This window comes from Bradyrhizobium agreste, from assembly GCF_016031625.1.
Lineage (GTDB): Bacteria > Pseudomonadota > Alphaproteobacteria > Rhizobiales > Xanthobacteraceae > Bradyrhizobium > Bradyrhizobium agreste.
On sequence record NZ_JACCHP010000010.1, the window covers coordinates 138,216 to 153,629 of the forward strand.

15 protein-coding genes and 1 other RNA gene are annotated in these 15,414 nt (G+C 65.6%); 12 read left to right on the plus strand and 4 right to left on the minus strand.

Annotation, left to right across the window (positions count from 1 at the left end; all coding sequences use genetic code 11):
• Positions 1-143: 143 nt before the first annotated feature.
• The gene (gene tkt, locus HZZ13_RS16675; protein WP_197960637.1) at positions 144-2,159 is read right to left on the minus strand and encodes a transketolase; all 2,016 of its coding nucleotides are present in this window, start codon (positions 2,157-2,159) and stop codon (positions 144-146) included.
• 301 nt (positions 2,160-2,460) lie between these two features.
• On the opposite strand from tkt, the gene HZZ13_RS16680 reads away from it, so the two are divergent.
• The 5 genes from HZZ13_RS16680 (at position 2,461) to HZZ13_RS16700 (ending at position 5,247) form a co-directional block, all read left to right on the plus strand.
• Positions 2,461-2,781, plus strand: a complete 321-nt coding sequence (locus tag HZZ13_RS16680) for a DUF4164 domain-containing protein (RefSeq protein ID WP_014439722.1) — start codon at positions 2,461-2,463, stop codon at positions 2,779-2,781.
• The gene (locus tag HZZ13_RS16685; RefSeq protein WP_197960638.1) at positions 2,778-3,161 is read left to right on the plus strand and encodes a cell division protein ZapA; all 384 of its coding nucleotides are present in this window, start codon (positions 2,778-2,780) and stop codon (positions 3,159-3,161) included. Before HZZ13_RS16680 ends, HZZ13_RS16685 begins: the two co-directional genes overlap by 4 nt.
• Positions 3,162-3,430: 269 nt before the next feature.
• Positions 3,431-3,591, plus strand: a non-coding RNA gene (gene ssrS / locus HZZ13_RS16690) — 6S RNA.
• Between the two features lie 257 nt (positions 3,592-3,848).
• On the plus strand, positions 3,849-4,445 hold the full coding sequence (locus tag HZZ13_RS16695; protein ID WP_197960639.1) for a 5-formyltetrahydrofolate cyclo-ligase: 597 nt from the start codon (positions 3,849-3,851) through the stop codon (positions 4,443-4,445).
• A complete protein-coding gene (locus HZZ13_RS16700) occupies positions 4,423-5,247 on the plus strand; it encodes a TIGR00282 family metallophosphoesterase (RefSeq protein WP_197960640.1) in 825 nt (274 codons plus the stop codon). The genes HZZ13_RS16695 and HZZ13_RS16700 overlap by 23 nt, the downstream gene beginning before the upstream one ends.
• A gap of 437 nt (positions 5,248-5,684) precedes the next feature.
• Here HZZ13_RS16700 and HZZ13_RS16705 read toward each other — a convergent pair whose 3' ends face one another.
• Positions 5,685-7,433, minus strand: coding sequence for a methyl-accepting chemotaxis protein (locus HZZ13_RS16705; protein WP_197960641.1), 1,749 nt, complete (start codon positions 7,431-7,433; stop codon positions 5,685-5,687).
• A gap of 204 nt (positions 7,434-7,637) precedes the next feature.
• Between HZZ13_RS16705 and HZZ13_RS16710 the strand changes: the two genes are divergently transcribed.
• The 7 genes from HZZ13_RS16710 to HZZ13_RS16740 all read left to right on the plus strand — a co-directional run bounded on the left by HZZ13_RS16710 (position 7,638) and on the right by HZZ13_RS16740 (position 13,173).
• Entirely contained in the window at positions 7,638-8,384 is a 747-nt protein-coding gene (locus HZZ13_RS16710; RefSeq protein WP_197960642.1) for a YebC/PmpR family DNA-binding transcriptional regulator, read from the plus strand.
• Between the two features lie 236 nt (positions 8,385-8,620).
• Positions 8,621-9,148, plus strand: coding sequence for a crossover junction endodeoxyribonuclease RuvC (gene ruvC, locus HZZ13_RS16715; protein ID WP_197960643.1), 528 nt, complete (start codon positions 8,621-8,623; stop codon positions 9,146-9,148).
• 240 nt (positions 9,149-9,388) lie between these two features.
• Complete coding sequence (gene ruvA / locus HZZ13_RS16720) at positions 9,389-10,006, plus strand: Holliday junction branch migration protein RuvA (protein WP_025034044.1); 618 nt, start codon at positions 9,389-9,391, stop codon at positions 10,004-10,006.
• 20 nt (positions 10,007-10,026) lie between these two features.
• Entirely contained in the window at positions 10,027-11,058 is a 1,032-nt protein-coding gene (gene ruvB, locus HZZ13_RS16725; RefSeq protein WP_197960699.1) for a Holliday junction branch migration DNA helicase RuvB, read from the plus strand.
• A 129-nt stretch (positions 11,059-11,187) separates the two neighbouring features.
• Positions 11,188-12,108 carry a metallophosphoesterase gene (locus tag HZZ13_RS16730; RefSeq protein WP_197960644.1) on the plus strand — a complete coding sequence of 307 codons (921 nt, stop codon included), beginning with the start codon at positions 11,188-11,190 and terminating at the stop codon, positions 12,106-12,108.
• A gap of 68 nt (positions 12,109-12,176) precedes the next feature.
• Positions 12,177-12,626: a tol-pal system-associated acyl-CoA thioesterase gene (gene ybgC, locus HZZ13_RS16735; protein WP_197960645.1), complete on the plus strand. Its 450-nt coding sequence runs from the start codon at positions 12,177-12,179 to the stop codon at positions 12,624-12,626.
• Between the two features lie 79 nt (positions 12,627-12,705).
• Complete coding sequence (locus HZZ13_RS16740; protein WP_157283760.1) at positions 12,706-13,173, plus strand: nuclear transport factor 2 family protein; 468 nt, start codon at positions 12,706-12,708, stop codon at positions 13,171-13,173.
• Positions 13,174-13,464: 291 nt separating this feature from the next.
• On the opposite strand, the gene HZZ13_RS16745 is transcribed toward HZZ13_RS16740, so the two are convergent.
• Entirely contained in the window at positions 13,465-14,178 is a 714-nt protein-coding gene (locus HZZ13_RS16745; protein ID WP_197960646.1) for a type 1 glutamine amidotransferase, read from the minus strand.
• Positions 14,179-14,228: 50 nt separating this feature from the next.
• Positions 14,229-15,155: a LysR substrate-binding domain-containing protein gene (locus HZZ13_RS16750; protein WP_197960647.1), complete on the minus strand. Its 927-nt coding sequence runs from the start codon at positions 15,153-15,155 to the stop codon at positions 14,229-14,231.
• Positions 15,156-15,414: the final 259 nt, after the last annotated feature.

Below are 15,414 nucleotides of genomic sequence, written 5' to 3' on the forward strand. Positions count from 1 at the left end.
GTCTCCTTCAATGACCGTTGTCATCCCGCACGACGCGCTTTGCACGCCTGCGAGGGTTTTTTAGGGGCGGGCGCCCGGTTCGGCCGGGCGGTGCTTGATCATATGGGAGATTAGGTAGTCCTTTTTTGCGGCAAGCTCAACTCTCAGGAAACGCGCTTCAGCACAGCGTTAACCGCGGCCTCGGCAGTAATGCCGAAATGCTTGTAAAGCTCCTTTGCAGGGCCGCTTTCGCCGAACGAATGCATGCCGATGAATTCGCCATCCTGGCCGATCACGGCATCCCAGCCCCAGCGCACGGCGGCCTCGATCGCAATCTTCACCGGCGCGTTGCCGATGATGGCGGCGCGTTTCGCCTCTGGTTGCGCTAACAACAGCTCGAGCGACGGAACGGAGACAACGCGCGAGGCGACGCCGCGTTCCGCGAGCTGCTTTTGGGCCGCGACCGCGATCTCGACCTCGGAGCCGGAAGCGAACAGCGTCACCTTGGCTTCGCCCTGGGCGGCGACCAGCTCATAAGCGCCAGCGGCGCAGGGATTGTCGTTCGGTGCGGTGGTACGCAGCTGCGGCAGGTTCTGCCGCGTCAGCGCCAATACGGTCGGGCCGTCCACGCGGTTGAGCGCGAGCTCCCAGCACTCGGCGACCTCGATGGCATCGCAGGGGCGGAACACGCGCATGTTGGGAATGGCGCGAAGCGCAGCGAGATGCTCGACCGGCTGATGGGTCGGGCCGTCTTCGCCGAGGCCGATGGAATCGTGGGTCATCACGTAGACGACGCCGGCGCCCATCAGCGCGGCAAGGCGCATCGCCGGACGCGCATAATCGGTGAAGACGAGGAAGGTCGCGCCATTCGGCGCGAAGCCGCCATGCAGGAAGATGCCGTTCATCGCGGCGGCCATGCCGTGCTCGCGGATGCCGTAATGGATGAAGCGGCCCTTCGGCGTCTTGGCCGAGAATGCGGTCGCCGACTTCGCCTTGTTGTTGTTGGAGCCGGTGAGGTCGGCCGAGCCGGCCAGAAATTCCATCGGCATGGCGGCTGCGATCGCCTCGATCGCCGCCTCCGAGGATTTGCGCGTCGCCGCCGTGAGCGGCTTCTCCAGCAGCTCCTTCTTGTGCGCGCGCAGCGCCTTTGCCAGCGAAGCCGGACGCTCATGGCGCAGGCGGCGTTCGAACTCGGCGCGCTTGCGGCTGCCGAGCTCGCCGAGCCGCGCCTCCCATTCCTGCCGCGCTGATGCGCCGCGGCTGCCGGCCGCACGCCAGGCCTTCAGCACGTCGTCGGGGACCGTGAACGGCTCGAGCGCGATGCCGAGATTTTCCTTGGCGGCCTTGAGCTCGTCGGCCCCGAGCGCCTCGCCGTGCACCTTCGAGGTGCCGGCCTTGTTCGGCGCGCCGAAGCCGATGGTGGTGCGGCAGGCGATCAGCGTCGGCTTGTTCGACTTCTTCGCGCGGGTGATGGCATCAGCAATCGCGGCCTGGTCGTGGCCGTCTATCTTCTCGGCCGCCCATCCGGCGGACTTGAAGCGCTTCACCTGGTCGACGGAATCGGCGAGCGAGGTCGGGCCGTCGATCGAGATGCCGTTGTCGTCGTAGAGCACGATCAGCTTGTTGAGCTTCCAGTGCCCGGCCATCGCGATCGCTTCCTGCGACACGCCTTCCATCAGGTCGCCGTCGGAGGCGAGCACATAGGTGTGGTGATCGACGATCTTCTTGCCGAACTCGGCCGCCAGCATCTTCTCGGCCAGCGCCATGCCGACCGCAGTCGAGATGCCCTGGCCGAGCGGGCCGGTCGTGGTCTCGATGCCCTTGGTGCGGAAGTTCTCGGGATGTCCGGGGGTCAGCGAGTTGACTTGGCGGAACTGCTTGATCTGGTCCAGCGTCATTTCGGAATTGCCGGTCAGGTACAGCAGCGAATAGAGCAGCATCGACCCGTGGCCGGCCGAGAGCACGAAGCGGTCGCGGTCTGGCCAGGCGGGCGCGGTGGCATCGAATTTCAGGAACTGGGTGAACAGCACCGTGGCGATGTCGGCGGCGCCCATCGGCAGGCCGGGATGGCCCGATTTCGCCTTCTCGACAGCGTCCATCGAGAGGCCGCGGATCGCGTTGGCCATACGGGTGTGGTCGACCTGCGTATAGCCCGTACGGGTGGCATCGAGCTGCATCATGATGAAAATCCGTCTGAAATGAGGTGCTTGATGGCCGTGCGCGCCGCGCGGGATCGAGCCTGGCAGCCACGGGAGGTGGGGGCTGGATAGCATCTCGGTTCCGGGAGTCCAAGGCAATCAAACGCCGGTTTGGCCGTAAAAGTTGCTTAGCAGTGCATAGTTTCGCGGCGGCGTTGCGCTGGGCTAGCTTGCCACGTAAATTTCTGCTTCTAACCGCTTGCCGAACCGAGTCTTTTGCCGGACGGCGAGCCCCAGGGATAAGGCCACTGGGCAAAGGCCAAAAGGTTCCGCCGCTGACTGCATGAACGATCGCGTGTCCAACAGCTCTGCCATGACGGAATCATCCGCCGTCGAGATCGAGATTGCGACTCGCAGGCTCACGGCGGCGCTCGACGCGCTCGAAAGTGCGGTGGAGCGGCGGCGCGACGCCGATCGCGACGAGAACGAGCTCGCGGCGCGAATCCAGGCGCTCGGCGCAGATCGCTCGCGTCTTGCCGATGAGCTCGATGGCGCGCTGGTGAAGGCGCGCAAGCTCGAGCGCACCAATCGCGAGATTTCCGACCGGCTGGATTCCGCGATCGTCACGATACGCTCGGTGCTCGATACCGGAGAGGACGGATGAGCCACATCAACGTCACCATCAACGGCCGGCAATATCGCATGGCCTGCGAAGAGGGCCAGGAGGTGCGGCTGCTCAAGCTCGCCGAGACGCTGGAGACGCGCATCCAGTCGCTGCGCGGAAAATTCGGCGAGATCGGCGATGCGCGCCTCACCGTGATGGCCGCGCTGACCGTGTGCGACGAATTGATCGACACCACCAACCGCGTCCGCACCCTGGAGCAGGAGCTGACCGAGCTCAGGGATTTCCGCAACGCCGCCGTCGAGCGCGCCCGGATGACGCAGACCGCCGTGGTCAACGCCCTCAACGCCGCCGCCGAACGCATCGAGAAGTCGACCCAGATCCTGAACCGCACCGTCGGCAACGGCATCGCGATCGGCTGAGGCTCTTCAGACGACTCGATCATTTGTTGAGCTTGATGTGTCCGCGCCCCTTACCCTCCCCTGGAGGGAGAGGGTCGATCGCGCGCAGCGCGAGCGGGGTGGGGTGATCTCTCCGCACGGGCAGTGTGCAAGGCGGAGAGACCGTCACCCCACCCCGTCTCACATTTCGCTGCGCTCCATGTGAGCCGACCCTCCCCCTCCAGGGGAGGGTAAGAAAGCGAGCCCGCGCCGGGCTGGCGATTCGTCAGCGTCGTTGTTACATTGGCCGGGCGAGGCTGCGACGTGCGTCAGGAGCCATATATCCCCGGGGCCTTATCGATCCTTTAGGGAACTGTCCCTGGCCGGGCCCGTGGGCTCGGACATATGGTGCCCACCTACTTTCGTAGGGAACTCCGGGATCGAGTGCTTCAACGGCGTCCGCGGCTTCGCACTTTCGTTTGCTTGCAATGAGTTCTTGTCGAGTGGGGTCTACGACAAACCGGCAATGTCATGCCCCGGCTTGCCGTCTTCGCTGAAGCTTCGCCGGCCGAGCACCCGCGTTGGCCCGGCGTAGCCTAGCGGAGCCGGGACCGGGGCATCCAGTACGCCGCGGCGTCGATGTTTGATCACTGGCGTCTCTGGAATACTGGATCGCCCGCCCCAGTGCGAGGGCGCACAAGGCGGGCGATGACCGCGGAGCAAGCGCACATGTCCAACTCCAAAGCCGAGCTCCGTGCCAAAGCCCTCGCCAAGCGCGATGCGCTGAGCGAGAAGAAACGCATCGCTGCCGCCGCAAAGCTCGCCAAGCGCGGGCTGCCGTTCAAGCTGCTGCCCGGCAGCATCGTCTCCGGCTATTCGCCGATTCGCAGCGAGATCGATCCGATGCCGCTGCTCGCGAAGCTCGCGGAAGAGGGCGCCAGGCTCGCGCTGCCTTGCGTCACAGCGCGCGGCCAGTCGCTGATCTTCCGCATCTTCCATCCGAACGACCGCCTGATGCTCGGCCCGCTCGGCATTCCCGAACCTTCACCTGCTGCGGCCGAAGTCATTCCCGACATCATGCTGACGCCGCTCGCCGCCTTCGACCGCCTCGGCCATCGCATCGGCTATGGCGCGGGCCATTACGATTTCACCTTCGCGCATTTGCGAAAAGCCAAGCACATCATCGGCATTGGCCTTGCGTTTGCAGCGCAGGAGATCGAGGCGGTTCCGGCACTATCCCACGACGTGGCGCTGGATTATGTGCTAACGGAATCGGACGTGTTCGATTTCCGGAGTTCTGAAGTTGCGCATTCTCTTCGTGGGTGATGTCGTCGGCCGTAGCGGGCGCGAGGCCATCGCCGAATACCTGCCTAGCATGGTCAAGGACTGGTCGCTCGATCTCGTCGTCGTCAACGGCGAGAATTCGGCAGGCGGCTTCGGCATCACGGAAGCGATCTACCAGGAATTTCTCGAGGCCGGCGCCGATGCGGTGACGCTCGGCAATCATTCCTGGGACCAGCGCGAGGCCCTCGTCTTCATCGAGCGCGCCGACCGCCTGGTGCGCCCCGCCAACTACCCGCGCGGCACGCCCGGCCGCGGCGCCGCCCTGGTCGAGACCAAGAACGGCAAGCACGCGCTCGTCGTCAACGCGCTGGGCCGCGTCTTCATGACCCCGTTCGACGATCCTTTCGCCGCGCTCGAACGCGAGTTAGGGGCGTGTCCGCTCGGTGTTGCCGCCGACGCCATCGTCGTCGATTTCCATTGCGAGGCTTCAAGCGAGAAGCAGGGCATCGGCTTCTTCTGCGACGGCCGCGCCAGCCTCGTCGTCGGCACGCACACGCATGTGCCGACCGCCGATCACCAGATCCTGTCGGGCGGCACCGCCTACATGACCGACGCCGGCATGACCGGCGATTACGATTCGATCATCGGCATGCAGAAGGAAGAGCCGCTGCGCCGGTTCACGTCAGGCATTCCGTCGAGCCGCTTTGAGCCGGCCGCAGGCGCTGCCACGCTCAGCGGCGTCGCCGTGGAGACCGACGATGCCACGGGCCTCGCGCTCCGCATCGCACCGGTGCGCGTCGGCGGAAGGCTGGAGCCGACGACGCCGAAGTTCTGGTTGAGCTAGCTGGCGCGGCAATCGCCGCGGCCACCCTCCCCCTCCAGGCAGGGCTATCGCATATGAGATGTGGCTATGGGCACCGGCTGTCTCCACAGCGTCATGGCCGGGCTTGTCCCGGCCATCCACGCCTTTCCACGCGGCACAAAGAACGTGGATGCCCGGGACAAGCCCGGGCATGACGACCTCTGCAATATTCAAATGCGATAGCCCTGCCCTCCAGGGGAGGGTAGGAGCAGCGACGCCTCGCCTAGTCCCCCTTTGCGAGGGACGGGATAGCCGGCGCTCCGACATTTCGGAATAATAGCATTATGCCCGTGTTTTGCCCGACGAGTCAAAGCGCGCCATACCCCCGCCGGTAAGCCATTGATTCCGCACACCCCGGCTACTGTGCATGGGGTTGTTTTCGAATTTTTGTTTGAGGACGTCGGAGAGCCCTCGGGGCGCTACAGCTTGTAAGCCGTGCGGAAGCCGCCCCAGTGCCGGCCCTGCACGCGGATCGGCACGTCGATCTCGCGCATCATCACCGTGTTGCCGTTGCCCATGTCGCGCGCATAGCTCTGGATCAGGTAGGATCGCAGGTTGCGCGCGGCGGCGAGCCCGGCCGGGTCGTTGAAGATGCGCCGGTTGCGGCAGTTGGCCGTGTTCCAGGCGACGTCGCCCGGCCGCTGCGGATGCGAATAGATCTTGTTGTGCACCGGCAAGAAGCCGTTGCGGTCGACCATGGCGCAGAACGCCATCCGCGGCTCCCTCGCCAGAAAGGCTTCCTGGAACGGCGGCAAAGCGCGGTCGGCCCAGTCGAGATATCTGGTGCGGTACTGCTGCGGATTGGTGCCGGCGATTTCCACGTAGTCGGTGTCGAAGAGGTCATCGATCTTGACCTCGCCGCGCGCAACCGCCTGCTCGAATATCTTCGTCAGCGCATTGCCCGCTTCCATGGCGCGGGTGACGAACTCGGTGTTCTCCTCGTGGATCGACCAGAGCTTGTCCTCGATCTTCTCGTTGAGCGCGGCGGTGGTGCCGATGAATCGCGCGCGGGCGCCGGCCTTGGATTGCTCGACCACGCGCAGGCGGCAGGCGCCGATGTCCTCTAAGGTGCCGTCGATCGTCGCTTGCGTTGCCAGCCGGCTTGCATCCGCGCCGCCGATCAGCACGCCCTCCATCGCGATTTCATAGACCGGCATCACGCCGCGCGCGGTCTCGAATTTGAGGTGGCAGGGCAGCCGCTCGGTCTTGCGGCGGTCGTCGTGCTCGCTTTGGCGCAGCAGCACCGCGCAACGCGATTTCAGCTTCTGGGCGAAGGTGGTGACGGCCTTGCCGGCGCTGGCGACGCTCTCGCCATGGGTCTCGGCCGCCTTGGTCGCCGCGTCGATCTCGGCCGCGCTCTCGCCGACCGAGACGATGAACTCCGAGGCGCTGGCGGCATTGCCGGAGACTTCGCTGGTCGTGGCATTCTGCTCGGCGACCGCGCCGTTGACGGTGTCGAACACCGGGCGGATCGCCTCGATCGCCTGCGAGATGCGGTGCACCGCCTCCGCCGAGCCGGCGGCGTCGCGCTGCAATGCGTCGATCTTCTTCGTGATTTCCTCGGTCGCGCTCTGGGTCTGCACCGCGAGCGCCTTGACCTCGGTGGCGACGACGGCAAAGCCTTTTCCAGCCTCGCCCGCGCGCGCGGCCTCGATGGTCGAGTTGAGCGCGAGCAGCGTGGTCTGCCGCGCGATCTGCGCGATCAGATTGACGACGTTGCCGATGGCGGCGGAGGATTCGCGCAGGCGGTCGACATTGGCGCGGGCTTCCTGCGCGGCGGCGCTGGCCGCGTCGGCGAGCTTACCGGCCTCGCGGACCTGCGCGCCGATGCCTTGCGCGGATTGGGTGAACTTGTCGGCGGCATGGGCGAAGGTGGAGGCGGTGGATTGCGCCGCATTGGTGCGGCCGGTCAAGGCGTCGGTGCGGTCGCGAATGGCGGCGAGGGTCGCCGCGGTCGCTTCGGCTCCGCCGGCAACGGAATTGGCGGCGCGCTCAAGCTGGCGGATCATGGCGCCGAGCTCGAGTTCCAGCAATTCCAGGATTTCCCGGGCCGAATCACCTTCGGCGGCCGGGACGGGTGCGGCCGGGGCCGCCGGCTGCGCAGCCTTCGGGGCTGGCGCCGGCGCGGCCGTGTCCGGCAGACGCTTCCGAAATAGTCCGAACGCCATCAGGTCTCTCTTGTCGGGGGACGGTCGGTTGCTATTTTCGCAAGTCGGAATGAAATCAGGGTTAACGGTGCCCGACATTTGGGCAGGAGCGACTACGCTGCTGCCTCAGGATCGGGGGAGCCCCTTTCATTCCGGTGGGTTGGCGGCCTATAAGGCCGCCCATCCTACGCTTACCCTTGGCTGACGACCCTCAAGAGACCACGCATGGCCGGACATTCCCAATTCAAGAACATCATGCACCGCAAGGGGCGGCAGGATGCCCAGAAGTCGAAGATCTTCGGCAAGCTGGCGCGTGAAATCACCGTCGCCGCCAAGCTGGGCACCCCCGACCCCGCCATGAACCCGCGCCTGCGTGCCGCCGTCATTGCGGCGCGGCAGGAGAACATGCCGAAGGACAATATCGAGCGCGCCATCAAGAAGGCGATCGGCAGCGACGGCGAGAACTATGACGAGATCCGCTACGAGGGCTACGGCCCCGGCGGTGTTGCCGTCATCGTCGAGGCGCTGACCGACAACCGCAACCGTGCCGCCTCCGACATCCGCTCCTTCTTCACTAAGTCCGGCGGCAATCTCGGCGAAACCGGCTCGGTCTCCTTCATGTTCGACCGCACCGGCATCATCGAATATGACCGCAGCGTCGCCTCCGACGACGCGGTGCTGGACGCCGCAATCGAGGCCGGTGCCGACGATGTGGTCTCAGGCGAGAACGGTCACGAGATCTACGCCTCGACCGAGAGCTATCGCGACGTCGCCAAGGCGCTGGAAGCCAAGTTCGGCGAGCCGCGCAAGGCCGCGCTGATCTGGAAGCCGCAGAACACGGTTACTGTCGACGACGAGACCGGCGAGAAGCTCTTGAAGTTGATGGACCTGCTCAACGAGCACGACGACGTCCAGAACGTCTACGCCAATTTCGAGGTCTCGGACGCGCTGATGGCGAAGATGGGCGGGTAGGATCTTTTGTGTCCCGGACGCGCTGCAGCGTCCCCGGCGATGCGAAGCATCGTCCGGTACGCTGCTGCGCAGAGCCGGGACCCATGGTTCTCTCAGCATCGGTCGCAAAATGGGCCCCGGTTCAGCGGCGCACCGCTTCGCGCTGCGTCGCGCCCCGGGGCACGAGACCGCCTTTCCCCTGTTACTTCCGTTCTGTTTCTGTTTCCCCCGCGGCGGCCAGCCGCTATCACTGGCCCATGACTGCGCTCCCGATTCGTGGCCCCGTTCGCATCATCGGCATCGACCCCGGCCTGCGCCGCACCGGCTGGGGCGTGATCGAGGCCGAGGGCAACCGCCTGACCTACGTCGCCTGCGGCTCGGTGGAACCGCCCGACGATTTGCCGCTGTCGAGCCGGCTGCTCGCGATCCATGAAGGCCTCGCTTCCGTCTTGTCCGCTCACCGGCCGGTGGAAGCTGCGGTCGAGCAGACCTTCGTCAACAAGGACGGCGTTGCGACGCTGAAGCTCGGCCAGGCCCGCGGCGTCGCCATGCTGGCGCCCGCAATGTTCGGCATCTCTGTCGCCGAGTATGCGCCGAACCAGGTCAAGAAGACCGTGGTCGGCGCCGGCCACGCCGACAAGCAACAGATCGCGATGATGCTGAAGATCTTGCTGCCGAAGGCCGAGCCGCCGTCCGCGGACGCCGCCGACGCGCTCGCCATCGCCATCACCCACGCCCATCACCGCCAGAGCACGGCGCTCCGGCTGAAGGTGGCGAACCTCTAATGCGCGTTGCGAGGCACAGATGAGCCGCATGGACGGTGCGCTCCCTCCCCCCTTGTGGGGGAGGGGTGGGGAGAGGGGTAGCCGCGGCGGCGGTGTCGCCGTCGTTGGTGATCTGCGCACGCCATCCTCGCGGCTTCGAGAGAGCCCCCGTGTGGCACCCCCCTCCCTGACCCTCCCCCACAACGGGGGAGGGAACGGACCCGGTTTGCCGTGCGTCCTTCAGGCAGTGGGTGCGCAGCGATGATCGGCAAGCTCAAGGGCCTGATCGATTCCTACGGCGAGGATTTCGTCATCCTCGACGTCGGCGGCGTCGGCTATCAGGTGCATTGCTCTTCGCGCACCTTGCAGCATCTGCCCTCGCCGGGCGAGGCGGCCGTGCTGTCGATCGAGACCTATGTCCGCGAGGACCAGATCAAGCTGTTCGGCTTCCGCACCGATCAGGAGCGCGAATGGTTTCGCCTGCTTCAGACCGTGCAGGGCGTCGGCGCCAAGGTCGCGCTGGCCGTGCTCGGCACGCTGCAGCCTTCCGATCTCGCCAATGCGATTGCGCTGCGCGACAAGGCCGCGGTGGCGCGCACGCCCGGCGTCGGCCCCAAGGTCGCCGAGCGCATCGTCACCGAATTGAAGGACAAGGCGCCGGCCTTCGCCAATGTCGATCCCGCCGTCGTGCATCTTGCCGGCGCCGTCGACGACCAGCGCGCCCCGCGGCCCGTAGCGGATGCGATCTCCGCCCTGGTCAATCTCGGCTACGGCCAGCCGCAGGCCGCCGCGGCGATTGCCTCGGCTTCGCGCAGCGCCGGTGAGGGCGCCGAGACGGCGCAGCTGATCCGGCTCGGCCTGAAGGAGCTGGCGAAGTGAGCGATCCCAAAGCCAGCCGCATGGTCTCGCCCGAGCGCCGCAGCGATGATGTCGGCGACACCGCGCTGCGGCCGCAATCGCTGTCCGACTTCGTCGGCCAGCAGCAGGCGCGCAAGAACCTCTCGATCTTCATCGAGGCGGCGCGCAAGCGCGGCGAGGCGCTGGATCACGTGCTGTTCGTAGGTCCCCCGGGGCTCGGCAAGACCACGCTGGCGCAGATCGTGGCGAAAGAGCTCGGCGTCGGCTTTCGCGCCACGTCAGGCCCGGTGATCGCCAAGGCCGGCGATCTCGCGGCGCTGCTCACCAATCTCGAGGAGCGCGACGTGCTCTTCATCGACGAGATCCATCGCCTCAGCCCGGCGGTGGAAGAGGTGCTCTATCCCGCGATGGAGGACTTTCAGCTTGACCTCATCATCGGCGAGGGCCCGGCGGCGCGTTCGGTCAAGATCGAGCTGTCGAAATTCACGCTCGTCGGCGCCACCACGCGCGCTGGCCTGCTGACGAATCCCTTGCGCGACCGCTTCGGCATTCCGGTCCGGCTCAATTTCTACACGATCGAGGAATTGGAGAGCATCGTCAGTCGCGGCGCACGCGTGCTCAATGTCGGCATGAGCGCGGACGGCGCCAACGAGATCGCACGCCGCGCCCGCGGCACGCCCCGCATCGCCGGTCGTCTGCTCCGCCGTGTGCGCGATTTCGCCTCCGCGGCCGATGCCGACAAGATCGACCGTGAGATCGCCGACCACGCGCTGAGCGCGCTCGAGGTCGACGCCGCGGGGCTGGACGCGATGGATCGCCGCTATCTCTCGACCATCGCGCTCAACTATGGCGGCGGCCCGGTCGGCGTCGAGACCATGGCTGCGGCCTTGTCGGAGCCGCGCGATGCCATCGAGGACATCATCGAGCCCTATCTGATCCAGTGCGGCTATCTCCAGCGCACGCCGCGCGGCCGCCTGCTGACCTCGCACGCCTTCCGCCATCTCGGTCTCGCCGAGCCCTCGCGCGATGCGGCGGCGCAGTTCGGCCTGTTTGGCACGGACGGCGACGAGTGATCTGCTGAAACGTTCGCCGTTCCGGCTTTGATGAATTTCCGTTAACCTCGTGCAGACGATCTGCACGAACACACCCCAATTCCGCTCCAATCGGATATCATCAAGACGCCGCATCATCATCGGGCTTCCATGATCACGCGCCGTCATCTCATCCGTTCCATCGGCGGCCTGTCCGCCCTCGGCGTCTCGACCGCAGCCTATGGCGTCGGTGTCGAGCCGGTGCTGCGCCTCCGCGTCACGCGCTATCATCCGATGCCGCGGCAGTGGCCGGCGGATTTTCCGCTGAAGATTGCTGCCATCGCCGACATCCATGCCTGCGATCCCTGGATGTCGTTGGAGCGCATCGAGGGTATCGTCGACCGGACCAACGCGCTCAACCCCGATCTCATCGTGCTGCTCGGCGACTATGTCGCCGGCCTTCATCAGGTCACGCGCTTCATTCCGTCGCGCGAATGGGCAAGGGTGCTGGCGCGCCTGAAGGCGCCTCTCGGCGTCCATGCCGTCATGGGCAACCACGACTATTGGGACGACAGGACCGTGCAGCGGGCAGGGCACGGGCCGACCATCGCGCATCGTGCGCTGGAGGCAGCCGGCATTCCAGTCTATGAGAACGACGTCGTGCGCCTTACCAAGAATGGCCGGCCGTTCTGGCTCGCCGGGCTCGGCGATCAGCTCGCCTACCTGCCGGCGCAGCGCTTCCGGAGCATGGCGCACTTCGGCGCCGACGATCTCGCGGGCACGCTGGCGAAGATCACCGACGATGCGCCAATCATCCTGCTCGCGCACGAGCCCAATATCGCCCCGCTCGTGCCTGCGCGCGTCGCGCTGCAACTGTCCGGCCATACCCATGGCGGTCAGGTTCGCCTGCTCGGCTGGTCGCCGGCGGTCTCGCCCAAGAACGGCCTGCGGCTCGCCTATGGTCACTTCCGCCTCAAATGCGATCTCATTGTCTCCGGCGGCCTCGGCTGCAGCATCATGCCGCTCCGTGTCGGCGTGCCGCCCGAGATCGTCGAGGTGACGCTGGGGCGGGCAGGGCTGGTTGTGTCCTAACACGCTTGCGCGTCCGGCTGTTTTTGCGCAAAACGAGCCGGTTACCGACCAGCGAAGAGGCTCGCGACGTGACAGCTCATCTCGACGGCGAGATCCGCGACGGCCGCCACCACATGCAGGTCCGCGTCTATTACGAGGACACGGATTTTTCCGGCATCGTCTATCATGCCAATTACCTGCGCTACATGGAGCGCGGACGCACCAATCATCTCAGGCTGATGGGCGCCGAGCAGCAGGTGCTGTTCGAGCAGACCGAGACGGACGGTGCGGGCTTTGCCTTTGTGGTGCGTTCGATGCATCTGGACTTCTTGAAGCCCGCGCGAATGGATGACGTGCTCGATGTCGTGACCTGGCCGGTCGCGGTGAAGGGAGCGTCCATCATGCTGGCGCAGGAGGTGCGGCGCGGTGACGACGTGCTGGTGAAAGCCGAGGTCCGCGTTGCCTTCATCAGCGGCGGTCGCGCCCAGCCGATCCCGAAATCGATTCGCCAACTGATGAAGGCCGATCTGGTTTCGTGATCCCTCGATAGCGGGTGGCCTATCGACTCTGCCGATTGCGACGATACATTCGCGGTCCTGATCAACCGATGAGGCCACCATGTCGCGCCCGCCGCTTCCCCCCTTCACCCGCGAGACCGCCGCGCAAAAGGCCCGCATGGCCGAGGACGCCTGGAATTCACGCGATCCGGTGCGGGTCTCGCTCGCCTATACCGAGGACAGCCGCTGGCGCAATCGTTCGGAAGTGTTTCAGGGCCGCGAGGCCATCGTCGCCTTCCTCACCCGCAAATGGGAGAAGGAGCAGGACTATCGCCTGATCAAGGACCTTTGGGCCTTCGACGGCAATCGCATCGCCGTGCGCTTCCAATACGAATGGCACGATGCAAGCGGCCAATGGTATCGCTCCTATGGCAATGAGCAATGGGAGTTCGACGAGCACGGCCTGATGAAGCGGCGGGAGGCGTCGATCAACGACATCGCCATTGCCGAGAAGGACCGCCGGTTTCACTGGGCGGCGCCGGGCCCGCGTCCGGCCGATGTGCCCGGATTAGGAAGCGACCCGTTCTGAGTATCTAACCGCCTCACTGCTCTTGGCTCTCGCTTTTGGGAAGTCCTCCCAGAGCCACATGCAGCCTAGCGCCGTCACGAAGCCGGCGGCCATTAACATCCAGCCCTTCCATGCAAGCGCGAAGAACATGAGATATATTAGGGCCCCCAGCCCTACGACGGTCAGGGCGAGTGCAAACATCAGGCTTATCGTGCGACGAATCGGGCTCATTCCCATCCAGCCTTAAGCGTCCAGAAGACAATTATGCCCCATCAATGAGGACACTCAAGGGGAGAGCTATGAAGTGTGCAACTAAGGCGCCGCGCGCCTCGCCAGAAATCGCGCAATCGCCCCGCCGAGCTTCGCATTGTCCATTGGCTCGGCCAGTGACGCCCTTGCTGTGGCAACGACAGCCTCCGGCGCCTTGCCGTCGCGCAGATCGCAGCACACTTGCGCAAATCCGACGTCGAATTCCGGATGCGGCTGCACGGTCAGCGTCGCGCCGTTGGCGTAGAGCAGACCGGCATGCGGGGTGAACTCGGAGGAGAGGATCGTCAGCGCATCGCTTGGCGGCTCGATCACCTGGTCCTGATGCGAGGCGGCGACCGCAACCGCTTCACCGTCGATGACGCCGTTCTCCGGCAGCACCTGATAGACATGCCGGCCGATGCCCCAGCCTTGCTCCGACTTGCGCACGGTGCCGCCGAGCGCCTGCGCGATCAGCTGGTGGCCGAAGCAGACACCGACCATCGGCGTCTTGTTGGCATAAGCCATCCGCACGAAATCTTCCAGCGGCGCGATCCAGTCGAGCCCGTCATAGACGCCGGCCGCCGCGCCGGTGATCAGGACGGCCTCGAGCTTGCTCGGATCGGGAAGCGCATCGCCACTGGGGATGCTGACGACCTCGATCGTCGCGGCCGGATCCTCGGCGCGGATCATGCGCGCGAACATGTCCGGAAATGAACCGTGGCGCTCGCGGTGTTTTTGCGGCACCTCTCCGGTCTCGATGATGGTGATGCGTGCCATGGGCCCTGCTTCGGTTGCGTCGCCATAACACTGCGGCAATGGCGTCGGCGTCAACCGCCTTCAAGCCGGCTCGTTGGTTCATCCTCGAACTCCACCAGAGCCTTGCGCATGGTCTCGACCAGGTCCAGCGCCACCGGTGACGGGCTGCGCTGCGCCGGAAAGACCGCGGAGAATTCGAAGTCGATGCGCGGCAGAAAGCGGCGCACGACGACGCCGCGCGTTGCAAATTCCTGTGCCGTGAAGGGATCGCAGATCGCGACGCCGAGGCCCGACGAGACCATGCCGCACATGATCTCCGACAGCGTGGTTTCGACTCTGAGTACGCGGCGGACATCGTGGCGATGGAAGACCTGGTCGACGAGATGCCGGCTCGACGATCCCGCGGACAGCGAGATGAAAGTCTCGCCCTCGAAATCGCGCGGCTCCAGGACTTTCTTCTCCGCGAGGCGATGACCGGTCGGCAGCACTGCGACGCGCGCCGGCGCTGGCAGTCTCTGGCTCGGCAGACCGGAATGCGCGATCGGCACCTCGGCAAAGCCGACGTCACATTGATTGTTCAGCACCCAGTCGACCACGATCGGCGAGATGACACCGAAGAACGCCAGGTTGAGGTTCGGCCGCTCCTTCAGGAAGTGACCGGTGAGCCGCGGCAGATAACCGTTCGACAGCGCCGGCAGTGCTGCGATGCGTAGCGAGCCGGTGCGGCGTCCCCGGATTTCTTCCGCCGCCGCAGTGATGCGTTCGAGGCCGACGAAGGAACGCTCGACCTCGGTGTAGAGCGCCATCGCCGCGGCGGTCGGCACCAGGCCGGTGCCGCGCCGCTCGAACAGCTCCATTTTCAGCAGGGCCTGGAGGTCGCGCAGCAACCGGCTGACGGCCGGCTGCGTCACCTTCATCAGCGCCGCCGCCTCGGTCACGCTGCCCGTCAGCATTGTCGCCCGGAAGGCCTCCACCTGCCGCGAATTGATCCGCGCCATCCCAAATTCCGTCCATAACATTTCGGCATGCAGAGGGTGCCATTATTCATTGGACCATGGAAGTATAGGTCTGCGATCTTTTTCATCAGGACTGGAGACAGCCCGCTTTTTCGGCAGATTGGAGGGGTTCAAGCCTCCAGATCGCGCCAAAACCCGCCGAATGGGGGCCGGAGCCCTGATCGGAGAGGGATTCGCGCGGAAGGAGATGCGGAAGGCGCTTCAGCCAGCGAGACTCGTCGGCACGTCACCTCATTCCGGT